Source organism: Chitinophaga sp., assembly GCF_036569125.1.
Classification (GTDB): Bacteria; Bacteroidota; Bacteroidia; order Chitinophagales; family Chitinophagaceae; genus Chitinophaga.
In genome coordinates, this window is the sequence record NZ_DATCRF010000296.1 from 1 (window position 1) to 15,841 (window position 15,841).

Below are 15,841 nucleotides of genomic sequence, written 5' to 3' on the forward strand. Positions count from 1 at the left end.
CCACCGCCTGCAGAGGTTTTAATGAGGATGGGGAACCCGGTTTTCTTTACTACTTCCTGCGCTTCTTCCAGGCTGCGTAGCGGCGTTTCCGTGCCAGGTACCATGGGCACGCCGAATTTTTGCGCCGCCTGTTTTGCGGCCAGCTTGCTGCCCATTGTTTCAATGGACTGCGCGCTGGGACCTATAAAGGTAAGGCCCGCATCCGCCACCAGCTGGGCAAAACGTGCATTCTCACTCAAAAAGCCGTAACCGGGATGTATGGCATCCGCACCGGTTTGCTTTGCCGCCGCTATGATCTTCTCACCCAGTAAATAAGACTGGTTGGAGGGCGCCGGGCCAATACACACAGCTTCATCAGCATATTGTACAAATGGCATGGTACGATCTGCTTCTGAATATACCGCCACGGTTTGTATGCCCATTTCCCTTGCAGAACGCATTACCCGTAAAGCTATTTCTCCCCGGTTAGCGACCAGTATCTTTTGCATGCAGTTGTGATTGTTAAGGAGCGAATATAATACTTATTAGCTTTTAGCTGTTAGCTATTAGACCTTAGCTAAAAGCCAACAGCTAACAGCTAATATCTTATCTTTGCCCTCCATATGCCTGCCCTTCATCAAACACTTACCCTGGTTAAAAAAGACCTGGTGCTGGAACTGCGCCAGAAATATGCATTCTACGGCATATTATTATATATTATATCCACCGTGTTTGTGATCAATATGATGATGGGTAAACCCGAAGAGCAGATCTGGAATGCACAGTTCTGGGTGGTGCAGCTGTTTGTATCTGTAAATGCTATCGCCAAAAGTTTTATGCAGGAAAGCCGCGGCAGGCTGCTGTACTTTTATTCTGTAGTGCATCCGCGTTACTTTATAGCCGCCAAGCTGCTGTATAATATGCTGCTGATGGCCATTATGAGCATTATAGCCCTGGTAAGCTGCATTGTGTTTTTAGGCAACCCCATTATTAATGTATGGTATTTCATAGGCGTGGTTATGCTGGGCGGCATTAGCCTGTCGCTGTTGTTCACCATGCTGGCGGCCATTGCAGCCCAGGCTAACCAGAATGCAGCGCTCATGGCCATTATGGGTTTCCCCATCATGATGCCTTTACTGATGATGCTGGCCAATATTGCCCGCTCTGCCTTTGTGCCGGTATACCAGCCCGGGTTGCTCAATATGTTCCTGCTGCTCATAGGTATGGATGTGCTGATCATTGGCCTGGCCATGATCCTGTTCCCTTTTTTATGGAAAGATTAACAACCCGGTTCATACCAACTCCCTCTCCAATTTTGTGATTAGTGATAAAACCTGTAGGTTTGCCCCCAATATAGCTGACAAAAAAATGGCAAAACATTGGTGGAAGGCGCTGGCGGTACTATTGCTGCTGTATACGATCATAGCCGGGTTCCTGGTAAAGGTGCCGGTGATAGAAAATAACCAGCAATCCACGCGCAATCTCTTCTTTCACGTACCTATGTGGGTGTGCATGTACACCTTGTTCACCATCTCCGTAGCCAACTCGATCCTTTATCTCACCAAATACGATCTTAAAAAAGATATACTGGCCAGTTGTGCCGCCAATGTAGGCGTATTATTTGGGCTCATGGGCTTTGTAACCGGCTCATTATGGGCCACCTACACCTGGGGCAGCACCCTTACCAATGATCCCAAACAGATCGCAACCGCGGTGGCATTGCTCATTTACCTGGCTTACCTGGTGCTGCGCATGTCCTTTACAGATATTGACAAGCGGGCGCGGGTATCTGCTATTTATAATATTTTTGCTTTTGCGCTCTTAATACCCTTGACCTATATCATTCCCCGCATGGTGGATTCACTGCATCCCGGCAGCGCCAGCAGCCCGGGGTTTAAGTCAAAGGATACAGATGGCACATTAATGATGGTATTTTACCCTGCCTTCATTGGCTGGACCCTGTTAAGCGTATGGATCTACACCCTGCTGGCACGTTATAAAAGACTAGAGCTAAAAAATATTTTTAAATGATCAACAGAAGAGCATCTTACTTTTTTTCTACCCTGGTCTTACTGTTTACCTCCCTGTTAGCACAGGCACAACAGCAGAATACCGAAACCGGCCCTGTGAATGAAATGCTGCGCAGCAATGGCAAAATTTACGTAGTGGTTGTAGTGCTGGTGATTATTTTTATCGGGATTATTTTATACCTCATACGGCTGGATCGGAAGATCACTAAGCTGGAACACCAACAACAGTCTAAATCATAACCAAAGCAATACTTTCCAAAACAATTTTTTATGTCGCAAGATCAGCATTATAATTTCTTTGAAAGCGTAGAACGAAGCTTTGATAAAGCTGCGCAATTCACCAAATGGGAAAAAGGGATCCTGGAGCAGATCAAAGCCTGCAACGCAGTATACCGTATTAAATTCCCGGTGAGGGTAGGAGATACCATTGAAGTAATAGAAGCCTACCGTGTGCAGCACTCACATCACAAGCTGCCCTGTAAAGGTGGTATCCGTTTCAGTGAGGAAGTGAACCAGGACGAAGTAATGGCCCTGGCCGCGCTGATGACCTACAAATGCGCTATTGTGAATGTGCCTTTTGGCGGCGCCAAAGGGGGCATTAAGATCAATCCCCGCAATTACAGCCCTTTTCAGCTGGAAAATATTACCCGCCGTTACACTGCGGAGCTGGTGAAGAAGAACTTCATTGGCCCTGGTGTGGATGTGCCGGCGCCTGACTACGGTACCGGCGAACGTGAAATGAGCTGGATCCTGGATACTTACATGAGCTTACGTCCCGGTGAAATTGACGGTTACGGTTGTGTAACCGGTAAACCGGTGTCACAGGGCGGGGTACGCGGCCGTAAGGAAGCTACCGGCATGGGTGTATTCTATGGCTTGCGCGAGCTGTGTAATATTAAGGAAGATATGCAGAAGCTGGGCCTGGAACCCGGCCTGGAAGGTAAGCGGGTAATTGTACAGGGTATGGGTAATGTGGGGTACCACGCCGCTAAATATTTCCACGAAGCAGGCGCTATTGTAGTATGCCTGATCGAGTGGGATGGCGCCATTTATAATGAAAAGGGTATGGACCCCGATGCTGTGCTGAAACACCGCAACGAAACCGGCTCTATCGTGAACTTCCCCGGCGCTACCACCTTAAAGAAAAATACCGACGGCCTGGAAATGGATTGCGATATCCTGATACCGGCTGCGCTGGAGAACGTGATCCATAAAGACAATGCACCCAACATCAAAGCTAAGATCATTGGGGAAGCAGCAAATGGTCCGTTAACGCCGGAAGCAGATGCCATCCTGAATAAAAAAGGCGTTATTGTAGTACCGGATATGTTCCTGAACGCCGGTGGGGTAACGGTTTCTTACTTTGAATGGTTAAAGAACCTGAGCCACGTACGTTATGGCCGTTTGGGCAAACGCTTTGATGAGAATATGAACATTCACATCCTGAGCACCATTGAAGACCTGACCGGTAAAAAAGTTTCTGAAAAAGAAAGGAAGTTCATTGCCCATGGCGCCGATGAGGTGGACTTGGTATATTCCGGCCTGGAAGAAACCATGCACACCGCTTTGCATGAAGTGCGCGAAATAATGGTCACTAACAGCAAGATCCATGATATGCGTACCGCCGCTTATGTTTGTGCTATTGATAAAGTAGGCGCAGCATACGAGCAGCTGGGCATATTCCCGTAAGAATTAGTTAATTACGAATTGAGTAGTTCGTAACCGAAGTTCAATACATAATCAGCAAACTGATTTATTTATAAACAAAAGTCCTGCATTTAAATGCAGGACTTTTGTTTATGCAGTACTCAATTCGTAATTAACTAATTCGTAATTAAATGCCGTAGGCGGGGATCTCCCCCAGAAACACCCACTTCCCCTGGTCCGGCTGGTATAAGCAACAATAAGTATGCACGCCGTTGGTGATCACCAGGTAAACCGCTTGCAGCACCATATGGTAACGGGCAATCTGCTCTACCGTTGCCAGGCTTAAAGGCACGTTCATTTCCTTACACTCCACGATCATCCAGGGCTGCATGGCACGGTTGTACACTACAATATCACAGCGTTTTTTCAGCTCGCCTAAGTAGATCTCTTTTTCAATACCAATGAGCTTACCCGGGTATTGCAGGCTTTTTACGAGGTAGTTCAGAAAATTTTGCCTCACCCATTCTTCCGGCGTAAGGCTTACATATTTTTTGCGGTACGTGTCAAATATCAGCTCTTTGTTGCCTTCACGTACCAGCTTAAAATCGGGCGCAGGAAACTCAATGGCGATCATAACACAAAACTAACATAAAAAATACGGCCAAAAAGGTGTACATTTGCGTGTCAAAAGGCTATGAAGACAAAAGAAGACATTGTAGCTAATTGGCTCCCCCGCTACACCGGAGAAAAGCTGGAAAATTTCGGCTCCCACATCCTCCTCACGAACTTCAGTAATTACTTAACACTTTTTGCAGAATGGAACGATGCTACCATTATTGGTCAGGGCCGCCCTATGCAATGCGCCACTGCAGATGATATTACTATCATCAACTTTGGAATGGGCAGCCCCGGCGCCGCTACCATCATGGATCTGCTAAGCGCCATCAGCCCCAAAGCAGTACTGTTCCTGGGTAAATGCGGAGGTTTAAAGAAGAAGAATAATATTGGTGACCTCATCCTCCCCATTGCAGCAATACGGGGCGAAGGTACCTCCAACGATTACTTTCCGCCGGAAGTGCCCGCCCTGCCGGCTTTTGCGCTGCAAAAGGCTATCTCCACCAGTATCCGGGAATATGGCTGCGACTACTGGACCGGTACCTGCTACAGCACGAACCGCCGGGTATGGGAGCACGACCTGGAATTTAAACATTACCTGGAACGTATCCGCGCCATGGCAGTGGACATGGAAACAGCCACTATTTTCTCCGTAGGCTTTTTCAACAAAATACCTACCGGTGCCTTACTGCTGGTAAGCGATCAGCCCATGGTGCCCGAAGGCGTAAAAACAGAGGAAAGTGATAAGAAAGTAACTACCAACTTTGTAGAGCGCCATTTGAAAATAGGTGTAGATTCCCTGAAGAACCTGATCAACAGCCACCAAACGGTGAAGCACCTACGATTTTAGGTTTACGATTTACGATTTTAGATTTTTGGGAAGTAGTTCGGGTGTGAGGGTGTGTGATCCTAAACTAAGGAATAGGAACAAACGCAGTAGTATTTAGGGACGTAGCCACAACAGCAATGTAAACCTTCCTAAATCGTAAATCTAAAATCTAAAATCGTATATTACTGCATGCTGGTGTCTATTCAGAACCTCACCGTAACATTTGCAGTAGAGCAGGAAGCTGTAAAGGCAGTGAACAACATCTCCCTGGACATCCCCCGGGGCGGTATCTTAGGCATCGTGGGTGAATCTGGTTCCGGAAAATCGGTAACAGCTTTATCCCTGATGCGCCTGGTACAATCACCCGGCAAAATAACAGCGGGCAGTATCCTTTACCATGCACCAGCGCAAGCCCCTGTAAACTTATTACAACTTTCCCCGGCAGACATGCGTACCCGGCGTGGTAATGAAATAGCCATGATCTTCCAGGAGCCTATGACCTCCCTGAACCCGCTGCACACCTGCGGCGCCCAGGTTTCAGAAGCCATCCGCCTGCATAAAAAAATATCTTATAAAGAGGCCGAACAGCAAACCATTGCTTTATTTCACCAGGTAAAGCTCCCCAACCCGGAGCAGCTCCTGCACCGCTACCCGCATGAATTGTCCGGCGGGCAAAAGCAGCGGGTGATGATAGCAATGGCCATCAGCTGCCAGCCCCGGCTCCTGATTGCAGATGAGCCTACCACCGCATTAGATGTAACCGTGCAAAAAGCCATCCTGGAGCTGTTGAAAGAGCTGCAGCAGCAAACAGGTATGAGCATCGTATTCATTACCCATGATCTGGGCGTGATTGCCGAAATAGCCAACGAGGTGGTGGTAATGTATAAAGGCCGTATTGTAGAGCAAGGCCCGGTGCAGGACATTTTCCGTAACCCGCAGCACCCTTATACCAAAGGTTTGCTGGCATGCCGCCCGCCGTTAGATAAACAATTGTACCGGCTGCCCGTTACGGCCGATTTTATGGAGGTAGATGCAACAGGGAACATCCATGAAAAGAACTACGCCGTAAAGGAGCTTGTACATAACCTGGAAATACCGCAGTCCCGGCTTATGGCACGGGAGCAGCAGCTGCAGCAAAGCCCGCCCTTTTTAGAGGTAACTAACCTGCAAACCTGGTTCCCGGCCCAACGCAGCCTTTTCGGCAAAGTAAAGGGCTGGGTAAAAGCGGTGGACGATGTAAGCTTCACTGTGCGGCAGGGCGAAACAATGGGACTGGTTGGGGAATCCGGCTGTGGTAAAACTACCCTGGGCAGAACCTTGCTTCGCCTGGCAGAACCGACCGGCGGCAGTATTCTTTACAAAGGAAAAGAGCTTACCACCTTATCAGCCGCAGACATGCGCGATCTCCGTAAGGATATGCAGATCATTTTCCAGGATCCATACTCCTCCCTGAACCCACGCCTCACCATTGGGCAGGCCATTATGGAGCCAATGCTGGTGCATGGATTATACGGGCAGGAGCAGGGCCGTAAGCAAAAAGTGCTGGAATTGCTGGAAAAGGTGAACCTGCGCCCCGAACATTTTTACCGTTACCCGCATGAGTTTTCCGGCGGGCAGCGCCAGCGCGTGGTCATTGCCCGGGCCCTGGCCCTGCACCCATCCTTTATTATCTGCGATGAATCGGTAGCCGCCCTGGATGTAAGCATCCAGGCCCAGGTGCTGAATTTGCTGATCAGCCTGCGGGAAGAATATGGTTTTACATATATCTTCATCTCCCACGACCTATCCGTGGTACGGTTTATGAGTGACCGGATGATGGTGATGAACAAGGGTAAAATTGTGGAAAGCGGTCCGGCAGGGCAGGTGTATGATCATCCGGAAAGTGCCTATACAAAACAGCTGATTGCCGCCATTCCTAAAAACATTTATGCATAAATAGTTGTTTTACAATTTTGAGAATGTTTTTTTGGTATCCTTGACACTTATTAATACCTTTGCAACCTTTAAATTCATTCATACCGTAATATGAAATTATCGCAATTCAAGTTCGATCTTCCTTTAAATCTGATCGCGCAGCACCCTTCCAAATCAAGAGATGAATCCCGTTTAATGGTGGTTAACCGTGCCACCGGGAAAATTGAGCACAAAGTTTTCAGGGACATTATCGGTTATTTCAACGATAAGGATGTAATGGTGGTGAACAACACCAAGGTATTCCCTGCACGTTTGTATGGCCGTAAAGAAAAAACCGGCGCCAAAATAGAAGTATTCCTGTTACGTGAGCTGAACAAGCAGAACCGTCTGTGGGATGTGATCGTAGACCCTGCCCGTAAAATACGTGTAGGTAACAAGCTGTATTTTGGAGACGATGAATCACTGGTAGCAGAAGTTATTGATAACACTACTTCCAGGGGCCGTACCATCCGCTTCTTATTTGAAGGCAATGATGATGAGTTTAAGGCAGTGCTGGACACCCTGGGTGAAACGCCCCTGCCTAAATACATCAAACGTAAGCCTGAAGATGAGGACAAAGAGCGTTACCAGACCGTATATGCAAAATACGAAGGTGCTGTAGCCGCTCCCACCGCAGGTTTGCACTTTAGCCGCGAGCTGATCAAACGTCTGGAAATTAAAGGGGTAAAGTTTGCAGAAGTAACGCTGCACACCGGTTTAGGTACTTTCCGGCCCATTGAAGTGGAAGACCTCAGCAAACATAAAATGGATGCAGAGTATTTCCATATCGAGGAATACGCCGTAAAGATCGTGAACAAGGCCAAGGACGAAAACCGTAAGATCTGCGCCATTGGTACCACTACCGTAAGGGCTGTAGAATCTTCTGTAACCGCGCAAAATCACTTAAAGGCAGCTGAAGGCTGGACCAACACCTTCATTCACCCGCCCTACGATTTTTCTATTCCCAATGCGCTGGTGACCAACTTCCACCTGCCTAAAACCAGCCTGTTGATCATGGTGTGCGCCTTTGCCGGTTACGACCTGATCATGGAAGCTTACCAGCAGGCCATTAAAGAGAAATACCGCTTCTTCAGCTATGGCGATGCTATGCTGATCCTGTAAGCAGTTGAATATTTAGTTGTAAAGATGATTACACGAATTTGTGCAGGTTTTACCTCCGCGGATTCGTGTAATTTTTTACATTCATACCTGTTTTAGCACTATGCAGCAGCGCAAAAAAATTGCCATTATAGTAGCAGGCGGCTCCGGTACCCGCATGGGGGCTGCTGTTCCCAAACAGTTCCTGGAGCTGGCAGGCAAGCCGGTGTTATACCATACCATAGCTGCTTTCATTAACGCCTATGCAGATATGCAGGTGGTGCTGGTAGTGCCGGAAGCGCATTTTGCACCCGCCCAACAGGTATTGAACAGCTTTACTGCTCCGCCACCGGTTACGCTGGTAAAAGGCGGGGAAACCCGTTTCCACTCCGTGCAGAATGGTTTACAACAGGTGCCGGATAATGCAGTGGTATTTGTGCATGATGGGGTGCGCCCTTTATTAACAACAGCGTTGGTACATCACTGTTATGAACAAACCTTGCTGCATGGCAATGCCATACCGGTAATAGACATGAAAGACAGTGTGCGGGAAACAAATGCAGCCGGCAACAGGGCCGTGAACCGGGAGCAGTTCAAGATCATACAAACCCCCCAAACCTTTTTATCAGAACAGCTGCTGCCGGCTTTTGCCCTGCCTTATGATCCATTGTTTACAGATGAAGCTACCGTAGTGGAAAGGATGGGACACCCTATACACCTGGTGCCCGGAGAAGAGCGGAATATAAAAATTACCCGTCCGCTGGACCTGGTGATTGCAGAGGCGCTGTTGAAGCAATAATCGCGAATTACAAAATTTCAGGCTAATAATTTCCCCCCAAATCTAAAATCTAAGAGCTAAAACCTAAGAGCTAAGATCAGTTGCTGGGAGCAGACTGGTTCTTACTGATCTTCTGCAATATCTGGTGAGCCACATCCAGGGCCTGCAGGCCGTCAATTACATTTACGGCTACCGGTTTGTTTTGCAGAATGCTGTCGCGGAACAGCTCCAGCTCCATGCGAATAGCGTTCGACTGTTTTACTTCCGGGTTATCAATAGCAATGGTCTTTTTACCGGAGTTGGTTTCAATGTCCAGTGTAAATAACCCTTCATCTTCCGGGGTTTTCAGCTTAATGATCTCTGTTTTTTTATCCAGGAAATCTATTCCAATGTAGGCATCCTTCTGGAACAGGCGCATTTTGCGCATCTTTTTCAGGGAAATGCGGCTGCTGGTAAGGTTGGCTACACAGCCGTTATGGAACTCAATGCGTACATTGGCAATGTCCGGTGTATCGCTCATCACGGCTACGCCACTGGCCGAAATGCGGCTGATGGTGGATTGCACAATGCTGAGCACAATATCTATATCGTGGATCATCAGATCCAGTATCACGCTTACATCTGTACCCCGCGGGTTAAACTCAGCCAGGCGGTGCACCTCTATGAACATGGGCTTCAGATTATAGCTCTTCAGCGCCAGAAAGGCCGGGTTAAAACGCTCCACATGCCCCACCTGGAATTTTACATTCGCCTCTTCCACCAGCTTTACCAGTGTTTTGGCTTCATCCATAGTATTGGTCATGGGTTTCTCTACAAAAATGTGCTTGCCGTTGCGCAGGGCTATTTCGCAGAGCTTAAAGTGAAGGGTAGTGGGGGCTACTATATCAATGGCGTCTACTAACTGTATCAGTTCTTCAGCAATGGTGAACCGGGGGATCTGGTATAGCTCTGCTACACTGGCTGCATTGGCATTGCTGGGATCATAAAACCCTACTACTTCCACATCCTTCATAGTTACCAGCTGGGAAAGATGGATCTTCCCTAAATGTCCAACACCAAAAATTCCAATTTTCAACATACCAGATAAGAATGAAATACGGGTTAGAATGAAATATCTGCGAATGTAAGGAAAAAGGGAATTATTATATCCAAAAGTTTAACTATGTAAAAAGTGCTTTATACCATAGTACCTTCTTCTACCATACTGTAATAACCGGCTTCCGAAACAATGATGTGGTCCATAACCTCAATGTCAAATAGCTTACCGGCTTCTTTAAGCTTGCGGGTAAGCCCTATATCTGCAAAGCTGGGAGAGAGGTTGCCGGAGGGGTGGTTGTGGCATAAAAGCAGGCGGGAAGCGCTTAGCTCCAGTGCCTCTTTAAAGATCAGTTTGGGATCTACAATGGTGCTGCACATGCCGCCATTGCTAATACAGCGGTAATGTAACACCCGGCAGTTATGGTTCAGGTATACCACATAAAAAGCTTCATGATCATAGTCGCTTAAAAGCGGTTTAAAGAATAGCGCCGCATCTGCGCCCCGGCATATTACTTTTTTCTCTAAAATGGAACCGGCCTGCCTGCGCCGGCTTAGCTCCATAGCTGCTATAATGGTAACAGCTTTGGCATTCCCGATACCTTTCAGCTTCTTAAGCTGCCGTATATTTAACCGCCCCAGCTCGTTAAGATTATTACGGGCTGCCTGTAATACTTCCTGCGCCAGTGCTATAGCCGATTTTTGTTTGTGCCCGTTATTGAGCAAAATAGCCAGTAACTCGGCATCGCTTAATGCACCGGTGCCTCTTTTGATTAACTTTTCTCTGGGTTGATTGTCGGGGGCCCAATCTCTGATGGAGACGTACAACGGGTTAACATTCACATACATACACAAATATACTCTTCCCTTTCCGGAAAAAAAATATTTTATTCCACAATCCCCCCTCCCAAATTAATGCCCTGAAAGCCCTGGTATTGCTGGATTTACTTAAAGCAGCAAGCGCAAAAGTGCTTGGGATGGCCCGGCCCGGCAAAAAAAATGGGGCAGATCCCTTCAAAAGTTATAGTTTTGCAACCTCTTTTCCACCACAATCATGCAACCAACAGTAAAAATCTTTACGGGCAACAGCAACCCCGCACTAGCCGAGAAAATTGCCAAACGTTATGGCAATGGTATAGGTAAGCTGCAGATCCAGAAGTTCAGCGATGGCGAGTTCCAGCCGGTGTACATGGAAAGTATCCGCGGTGACTATGTTTTCCTGATCCAAAGCACCAATGCTCCTGCAGATAACCTGATGGAGCTGCTGCTGATGATAGATGCTGCTAAAAGGGCCTCTGCAGGGTACATTACGGCTGTAATTCCCTACTTTGGCTTTGCACGGCAGGACAGGAAGGACAAACCCAGGGTGGCCATTGCCTCCAAGCTGGTAGCCAACCTGCTTACTTCAGCAGGCGCTAACAGGGTGATAACCATGGATTTACATGCTCCCCAGATCCAGGGCTTCTTTGATATCCCCGTGGATCACTTGGATAGCTCCGCAATTTTCATCCCCTATATTGAAAATTTGAGGCTGGAAAACCTTACCTTTGCGTCCCCTGACGTGGGAAGCACCAACCGGGTAAGGGAAGTAGCGTCGTATTTCAATGCAGAAATGGTGATTTGCGACAAACACCGTAAACGGGCAAATGAAATAGCATCTATGGTGGTGATAGGGGATGTGGTAGATAAGGACATTGTGCTGATAGATGATATTATTGACACAGCAGGCACCCTTACCAAAGCGGCTAACCTGCTGATAGAAAAAGGTGCTAAAAGCGTGCGGGCCTTCTGTACACACCCGGTGTTAAGCGGCAAGGCGTATGAGAATATTGAAAATTCTGTATTAAAAGAGCTGGTGGAATGCGATACCATGCCTTTGAAACAGGAAAGTTCAAAGATCAAGGTGATCAGTGTAGCAGAGCTTTTTGCAGTGGCCATCCGCAATATGTACGAGAACAAGTCTATTACCAGCCTGTTTGTACATAGCCAGCGGAGAGGAATGTAAGCGTTTTATTAATTTATATAAATGTTTAACAAATGAAAACAATAACCATCGAAGGACAACTCAGGAGCGACTTAGGCAAAAAAGCCACCCGCCAACTTCGTTCTGAGGAGCAAGTGCCTTGCGTTATTTACGGGGGTGCTGATACCGTGAGCTTTTCCGCTCCGGCAAAGGCTTTTAAAGACCTGGTGTATACACCTGACTTCCAGCTGGCCCAGATTAACGTGAATGGCAAAACTTACAAATGCATCCTGAAAGACAAACAGTTTGATGTAGTAACAGACCAGCTTTCTCACGTAGATTTCCTGGAACTGGTAGAAGACAAGAAAGTAGTAGCTACCCTGCCTTTGAAAATGGTAGGCCAGTCTGTAGGGGTAAAAGCCGGCGGTAAACTGGTAGTAAAAATGAAAGCGCTGAAAGTAAAGGCCCTGCCTAAACACCTGCGCGAGAACATTGAAGTGAACATCGACAACCTGGATCTGAATGCTAACATCCGCGTAGAAGATGTAAAGGACGAAAACCTGGAGATCCTGAACTCTCCCCGTATTCCCATCGCTTCTGTAGTAATGACCCGTCAGTTACGTCAGGACGAAGCTGCCGCTGAAAAAGACGCTAAGAAGAAATAATTTCTTTTGCAGATATTTCCGCAAAAGCCCCGGTCCCGGTACAACGGAGACCGGGGCTTTTTTTTCATTCCTGATGAATAGGATGTTAATAGGATGTATGCAGATTAAATTTCTATTTTTGATTGTAATTTAAACAGCCGGAATATCCGGGTATATTAAATGAAATACTTAATAGCCGGTTTAGGCAACATAGGTGATAAATACGATCACACCCGCCATAATATAGGCTTTGACGTTGTAAACGCTTTTGTGGCTAAACATGGCGGCGTATTTGCCAGTGGCCGTTTGGCGGATGTGGCGGAATGTAAGTGGAAGGGCAAAACCTTTGTGGTCATAAAGCCCACCACTTTTATGAACCTGAGTGGTAAAGCCGTGAAATACTGGATCGATAAGGAAAAGATCCCGCTAGGGAATTTATTGGTGATCATGGATGAGCTGGCCCTGCCATTAGAAGTATTGCGCCTGCGCCCCGGTGGTAGTGATGCGGGGCACAACGGATTAAAGAGCATCCAGGAGCTGTTGGGAACCAATCAATATCCACGCCTGCGTTTTGGCATCGGCAATAATTTTCCGAAAGGCCAGCAGGTGGATTATGTGCTGGGCAGATGGGAGCCGAAAGAGGAGCCGCTGGTGCAGCAGAAGATCGAAAAATCAGTAGAGATCATTGAAAGCTTTGCTGCCATTGGCATTGAACGAACTATGAATACTTATAATAATCTGACTTTCCCTTCTGCCGGGTAGTAACGGCAGCAGGGGCCATATTATTTAACCTTTAAAAATACGCATTATGAAGATTATTTGCGTTGGACGAAACTATGCTGAACACGCCAAAGAACTCAATAATGAGGTGCCAACAGAGCCGGTGTTGTTTATGAAGCCCAAAAACGCATTGTTACAGAATAACCACCCTTTTTATTATCCTGATTTTACGGATAATCTCCACTACGAATGTGAGCTGGTGCTGCGTGTATGCAAGAACGGTAAGCACATACAGGAAAAATTTGCCGATAAATATTATAATGAAATATCCGTAGGTATTGACTTTACCGCCCGCGACCTGCAGGACAAGCAGAAAACAAAAGGCCTGCCCTGGGAGATCGCCAAATCATTTGATAACTCAGCGGTAGTAGGGAAGTTCATCCCCCTTACTCCGGAAACAGATAAAAAGGATATTAATTTTTGCCTGTACAAGAACAAAGAGATCGTGCAGCAGGGTAACACCAAGCACCTGATCTTTACATTTGATTTTCTGTTAGCCTACATTTCAAAATTCTTTACCCTCAACATCGGGGATCTCATCTTTACCGGCACACCGGTAGGAGTAGGGCCGGTAGAGATCGGGGATAACCTGGAAGCCTTTATTGAGAACGACAGCCTGCTGGAGTTTATGGTAAAATAATGGTCCAATTTACCGATATGCAAATAGGCAGATGTGCAAATGGAATACAGCAAAGCTTTCACTCATTTGCACATCTGCATATCTGCACATGCACACATCGTCAGGGAATATTACTGTAAATAACATCCAGTATCCTGGTTAATTCCATAAAGTCCTTTTCAGTCAGATCCTTCCACCCCGTTTTACGCATTTCCAGCACCAGGGGACGCACATCCTTATACTTTTCAATACCGGCAGGGGTAAGCTGTAAAAACACCTTGCGCCGGTCACTGGTGGCGCCTTCCCGCAGCACCAGGTCCTTTTTTACCATCAGCTCTATTATACGCGATACCGTTGTAATATCCTTTGAGGTTAAACGGGCCAGCTCGTTATGGGTGATCTTTTTATGCTTGTACAGGTTTTCCAGCAATAACCATTGGTCCACAGTCAAATCTTTTTGCTGGGCATCAAAGCTCTTTTGCCAATAGTTGCGGATCTTTTTTAAAGTAGCATCCAGCTTAAAAAAAGATGGATTACTGACGTAAGTATCGGGCATATTCAGTAATTTGCAATAGCAATAGTTGTTATAGCAACTATTATTTTCCAGGGAATAGCTTACACCAAAACAATTTTACATGTTTAAAGATAATACAAGCGTTCCAACTTTAAAAACCCCTGCCAATGGGCAGGAGCGCTCCGGCAACCGGGAAGCTTTATTATTGAAGGCCTACCGGCTTATGCGCCTGGCCCGCCACATGGCCGCCACTTATGAAGCTAACCGCTCTACCTGCAAGTATGTACACTCCACCTCCAGCGGTCATGAAGCCATACAAATAGCCACCGGCCTGCAATTGAAGCCATGGGACTATGCCAGCCCTTATTACCGTGACGATAGCCTGCTGCTGGCGATGGATTTTTCTCCTGAGGAGCTTATGATGCAATTGCTGGCAAAAGCAGATGATCCTTTTTCTGCCGGCCGCTCTTATTACTGCCATCCCAGCAGCCGGCGGGATGACCGGCCGCTGATCCCCCACCAGAGCAGCGCCACCGGTATGCAGGTAATACCAGCCACCGGTATGGCCCAGGGCATTAGCTACCTGGAAAGAACAAACTCCGTTAAATTACGTAAAGGCCCGGATGGGGAGCTGCCCGTTGTATTATGCTCTTTAGGCGATGGCAGCGTAACGGAAGGAGAGGTTAGCGAAGCCTGGCAATGCGCTGTATTATGGCAGCTGCCCATTATTTACCTGGTACAGGATAACGAATGGGGCATTTCTGCCACTGCAGCGGAAACCCGCGTAATGGATGCATATGAATATGCTGCCGGCTTTAAAGGGCTGGAGCGCATGCGTATAGATGGCAGCGATTTTGAAAAAAGTTACCAGGGTATGGAGGCCGCCATTCATTATGTACGCACAGAAAGAAAACCCATACTGGTACAGGCCAGTGTACCTTTGCTGGGGCACCATACCTCCGGTGTACGTAAAGAATGGTACAGATCAGCAGAGGACCTGGCTGCCCATGGCCGCCGTGATCCCCTGCCCCGGCTGCGGCAGCTGCTGCTGGAAAAAGGTATTAAAGAAACCACGCTGGCTGCCATTGACGATGAAACAGCACATACTATTGCCGCTGCTTTTGAAATAGCCGTGGAAGCTGCAGCACCGGATTCGCAAACCGTGCAGGAGCATGTGTTTGCACCTGCTGCCGTAACAACGGAAACGGGTACACGTACCCCAACCGGTGGCAGTAAGGTGGTGATGGTAGATGCCGCCCTGCATGCAATAGAAGAAATATTACAGCAATACCCCGAAGCTATTTTTTACGGGCAGGATGTTGGACGCCGCCTGGGAGGCGTGTTCCGTGAAGCGGCT

General features: G+C 47.4%; 18 protein-coding genes. 13 read left to right on the plus strand and 5 right to left on the minus strand.

Annotated features, from left to right (window positions below; all coding sequences use genetic code 11):
- On the minus strand, positions 1-488 hold a 488-nt coding region (locus VIM87_RS10860), incomplete at its 3' end, for a biotin carboxylase N-terminal domain-containing protein (RefSeq protein ID WP_331997016.1).
- Between the two features lie 114 nt (positions 489-602).
- Between VIM87_RS10860 and VIM87_RS10865 the strand changes: the two genes are divergently transcribed.
- The 4 genes from VIM87_RS10865 to VIM87_RS10880 all read left to right on the plus strand — a co-directional run bounded on the left by VIM87_RS10865 (position 603) and on the right by VIM87_RS10880 (position 3,698).
- Positions 603-1,262 carry a heme exporter protein CcmB gene (locus VIM87_RS10865; RefSeq protein WP_331997017.1) on the plus strand — a complete coding sequence of 220 codons (660 nt, stop codon included), beginning with the start codon at positions 603-605 and terminating at the stop codon, positions 1,260-1,262.
- 85 nt (positions 1,263-1,347) lie between these two features.
- Positions 1,348-2,010 carry a cytochrome c biogenesis protein gene (locus VIM87_RS10870; protein ID WP_331997018.1) on the plus strand — a complete coding sequence of 221 codons (663 nt, stop codon included), beginning with the start codon at positions 1,348-1,350 and terminating at the stop codon, positions 2,008-2,010.
- A complete protein-coding gene (locus VIM87_RS10875; RefSeq protein ID WP_089918224.1) occupies positions 2,007-2,249 on the plus strand; it encodes a CcmD family protein in 243 nt (80 codons plus the stop codon). The genes VIM87_RS10870 and VIM87_RS10875 overlap by 4 nt, the downstream gene beginning before the upstream one ends.
- Before the next feature lie 30 nt (positions 2,250-2,279).
- Positions 2,280-3,698: a Glu/Leu/Phe/Val dehydrogenase gene (locus VIM87_RS10880; protein ID WP_331997019.1), complete on the plus strand. Its 1,419-nt coding sequence runs from the start codon at positions 2,280-2,282 to the stop codon at positions 3,696-3,698.
- 145 nt (positions 3,699-3,843) lie between these two features.
- Here the strand turns inward: VIM87_RS10880 and VIM87_RS10885 are convergent, their stop codons facing one another.
- Positions 3,844-4,290, minus strand: coding sequence for a type I restriction enzyme HsdR N-terminal domain-containing protein (locus VIM87_RS10885; RefSeq protein WP_331997020.1), 447 nt, complete (start codon positions 4,288-4,290; stop codon positions 3,844-3,846).
- 60 nt (positions 4,291-4,350) lie between these two features.
- Here VIM87_RS10885 and VIM87_RS10890 point away from each other — a divergent pair, with 60 nt between their 5' ends.
- From VIM87_RS10890 to VIM87_RS10905, 4 genes are all read left to right on the plus strand, one after another.
- The gene (locus tag VIM87_RS10890; protein WP_331997021.1) at positions 4,351-5,121 is read left to right on the plus strand and encodes an AMP nucleosidase; all 771 of its coding nucleotides are present in this window, start codon (positions 4,351-4,353) and stop codon (positions 5,119-5,121) included.
- Positions 5,122-5,289: 168 nt separating this feature from the next.
- A complete protein-coding gene (locus VIM87_RS10895; protein WP_331997022.1) occupies positions 5,290-7,035 on the plus strand; it encodes an ABC transporter ATP-binding protein in 1,746 nt (581 codons plus the stop codon).
- A gap of 90 nt (positions 7,036-7,125) precedes the next feature.
- Positions 7,126-8,175 (plus strand): tRNA preQ1(34) S-adenosylmethionine ribosyltransferase-isomerase QueA, encoded by a 1,050-nt coding sequence (gene queA, locus VIM87_RS10900; RefSeq protein WP_089918232.1) that lies wholly within the window; start codon positions 7,126-7,128, stop codon positions 8,173-8,175.
- A gap of 100 nt (positions 8,176-8,275) precedes the next feature.
- Positions 8,276-8,950 carry a 2-C-methyl-D-erythritol 4-phosphate cytidylyltransferase gene (locus VIM87_RS10905; RefSeq protein WP_331997023.1) on the plus strand — a complete coding sequence of 225 codons (675 nt, stop codon included), beginning with the start codon at positions 8,276-8,278 and terminating at the stop codon, positions 8,948-8,950.
- A 76-nt stretch (positions 8,951-9,026) separates the two neighbouring features.
- Here the strand turns inward: VIM87_RS10905 and VIM87_RS10910 are convergent, their stop codons facing one another.
- Together VIM87_RS10910 and radC are read right to left on the minus strand one after the other, a co-directional pair.
- Complete coding sequence (locus VIM87_RS10910) at positions 9,027-10,007, minus strand: Gfo/Idh/MocA family oxidoreductase (protein WP_331997024.1); 981 nt, start codon at positions 10,005-10,007, stop codon at positions 9,027-9,029.
- Between the two features lie 98 nt (positions 10,008-10,105).
- Complete coding sequence (gene radC / locus VIM87_RS10915; RefSeq protein WP_331997025.1) at positions 10,106-10,813, minus strand: RadC family protein; 708 nt, start codon at positions 10,811-10,813, stop codon at positions 10,106-10,108.
- 205 nt (positions 10,814-11,018) lie between these two features.
- Between radC and VIM87_RS10920 the strand changes: the two genes are divergently transcribed.
- From VIM87_RS10920 to VIM87_RS10935, 4 genes are all read left to right on the plus strand, one after another.
- Positions 11,019-11,969 carry a ribose-phosphate pyrophosphokinase gene (locus VIM87_RS10920; RefSeq protein WP_331997026.1) on the plus strand — a complete coding sequence of 317 codons (951 nt, stop codon included), beginning with the start codon at positions 11,019-11,021 and terminating at the stop codon, positions 11,967-11,969.
- Between the two features lie 32 nt (positions 11,970-12,001).
- Positions 12,002-12,592 (plus strand): 50S ribosomal protein L25, encoded by a 591-nt coding sequence (locus VIM87_RS10925; protein ID WP_331997027.1) that lies wholly within the window; start codon positions 12,002-12,004, stop codon positions 12,590-12,592.
- Positions 12,593-12,751: 159 nt separating this feature from the next.
- A complete protein-coding gene (pth, locus tag VIM87_RS10930) occupies positions 12,752-13,333 on the plus strand; it encodes an aminoacyl-tRNA hydrolase (protein WP_331997028.1) in 582 nt (193 codons plus the stop codon).
- 46 nt (positions 13,334-13,379) lie between these two features.
- Positions 13,380-13,991: a fumarylacetoacetate hydrolase family protein gene (locus VIM87_RS10935; protein ID WP_089918243.1), complete on the plus strand. Its 612-nt coding sequence runs from the start codon at positions 13,380-13,382 to the stop codon at positions 13,989-13,991.
- Positions 13,992-14,091: 100 nt separating this feature from the next.
- Here VIM87_RS10935 and VIM87_RS10940 read toward each other — a convergent pair whose 3' ends face one another.
- Entirely contained in the window at positions 14,092-14,526 is a 435-nt protein-coding gene (locus tag VIM87_RS10940; RefSeq protein WP_331997029.1) for a MarR family winged helix-turn-helix transcriptional regulator, read from the minus strand.
- A gap of 79 nt (positions 14,527-14,605) precedes the next feature.
- Between VIM87_RS10940 and VIM87_RS10945 the strand changes: the two genes are divergently transcribed.
- A partial coding sequence (locus VIM87_RS10945; RefSeq protein ID WP_331997030.1) for a thiamine pyrophosphate-dependent dehydrogenase E1 component subunit alpha occupies positions 14,606-15,841 on the plus strand: 1,236 nt, incomplete at its 3' end.

Excerpts from the sequence above, each read along its gene's own strand:
- VIM87_RS10865 (WP_331997017.1), top strand. The coding sequence starts at position 603 with ATGCCTGCCCTTCATCAAACACTTACCCTGGTTAAAAAAGACCTGGTG.
- VIM87_RS10870 (WP_331997018.1), top strand. The coding sequence starts at position 1,348 with ATGGCAAAACATTGGTGGAAGGCGCTGGCGGTACTATTGCTGCTGTAT.
- VIM87_RS10875 (WP_089918224.1), top strand. The coding sequence starts at position 2,007 with ATGATCAACAGAAGAGCATCTTACTTTTTTTCTACCCTGGTCTTACTG.
- VIM87_RS10880 (WP_331997019.1), top strand. The coding sequence starts at position 2,280 with ATGTCGCAAGATCAGCATTATAATTTCTTTGAAAGCGTAGAACGAAGC.
- VIM87_RS10885 (WP_331997020.1), bottom strand. The coding sequence starts at position 4,290 with ATGATCGCCATTGAGTTTCCTGCGCCCGATTTTAAGCTGGTACGTGAA.
- VIM87_RS10890 (WP_331997021.1), top strand. The coding sequence starts at position 4,351 with ATGAAGACAAAAGAAGACATTGTAGCTAATTGGCTCCCCCGCTACACC.
- VIM87_RS10895 (WP_331997022.1), top strand. The coding sequence starts at position 5,290 with ATGCTGGTGTCTATTCAGAACCTCACCGTAACATTTGCAGTAGAGCAG.
- queA (WP_089918232.1), top strand. The coding sequence starts at position 7,126 with ATGAAATTATCGCAATTCAAGTTCGATCTTCCTTTAAATCTGATCGCG.
- VIM87_RS10905 (WP_331997023.1), top strand. The coding sequence starts at position 8,276 with ATGCAGCAGCGCAAAAAAATTGCCATTATAGTAGCAGGCGGCTCCGGT.
- VIM87_RS10910 (WP_331997024.1), bottom strand. The coding sequence starts at position 10,007 with ATGTTGAAAATTGGAATTTTTGGTGTTGGACATTTAGGGAAGATCCAT.
- radC (WP_331997025.1), bottom strand. The coding sequence starts at position 10,813 with ATGTATGTGAATGTTAACCCGTTGTACGTCTCCATCAGAGATTGGGCC.
- VIM87_RS10920 (WP_331997026.1), top strand. The coding sequence starts at position 11,019 with ATGCAACCAACAGTAAAAATCTTTACGGGCAACAGCAACCCCGCACTA.
- VIM87_RS10925 (WP_331997027.1), top strand. The coding sequence starts at position 12,002 with ATGAAAACAATAACCATCGAAGGACAACTCAGGAGCGACTTAGGCAAA.
- pth (WP_331997028.1), top strand. The coding sequence starts at position 12,752 with ATGAAATACTTAATAGCCGGTTTAGGCAACATAGGTGATAAATACGAT.
- VIM87_RS10935 (WP_089918243.1), top strand. The coding sequence starts at position 13,380 with ATGAAGATTATTTGCGTTGGACGAAACTATGCTGAACACGCCAAAGAA.
- VIM87_RS10940 (WP_331997029.1), bottom strand. The coding sequence starts at position 14,526 with ATGCCCGATACTTACGTCAGTAATCCATCTTTTTTTAAGCTGGATGCT.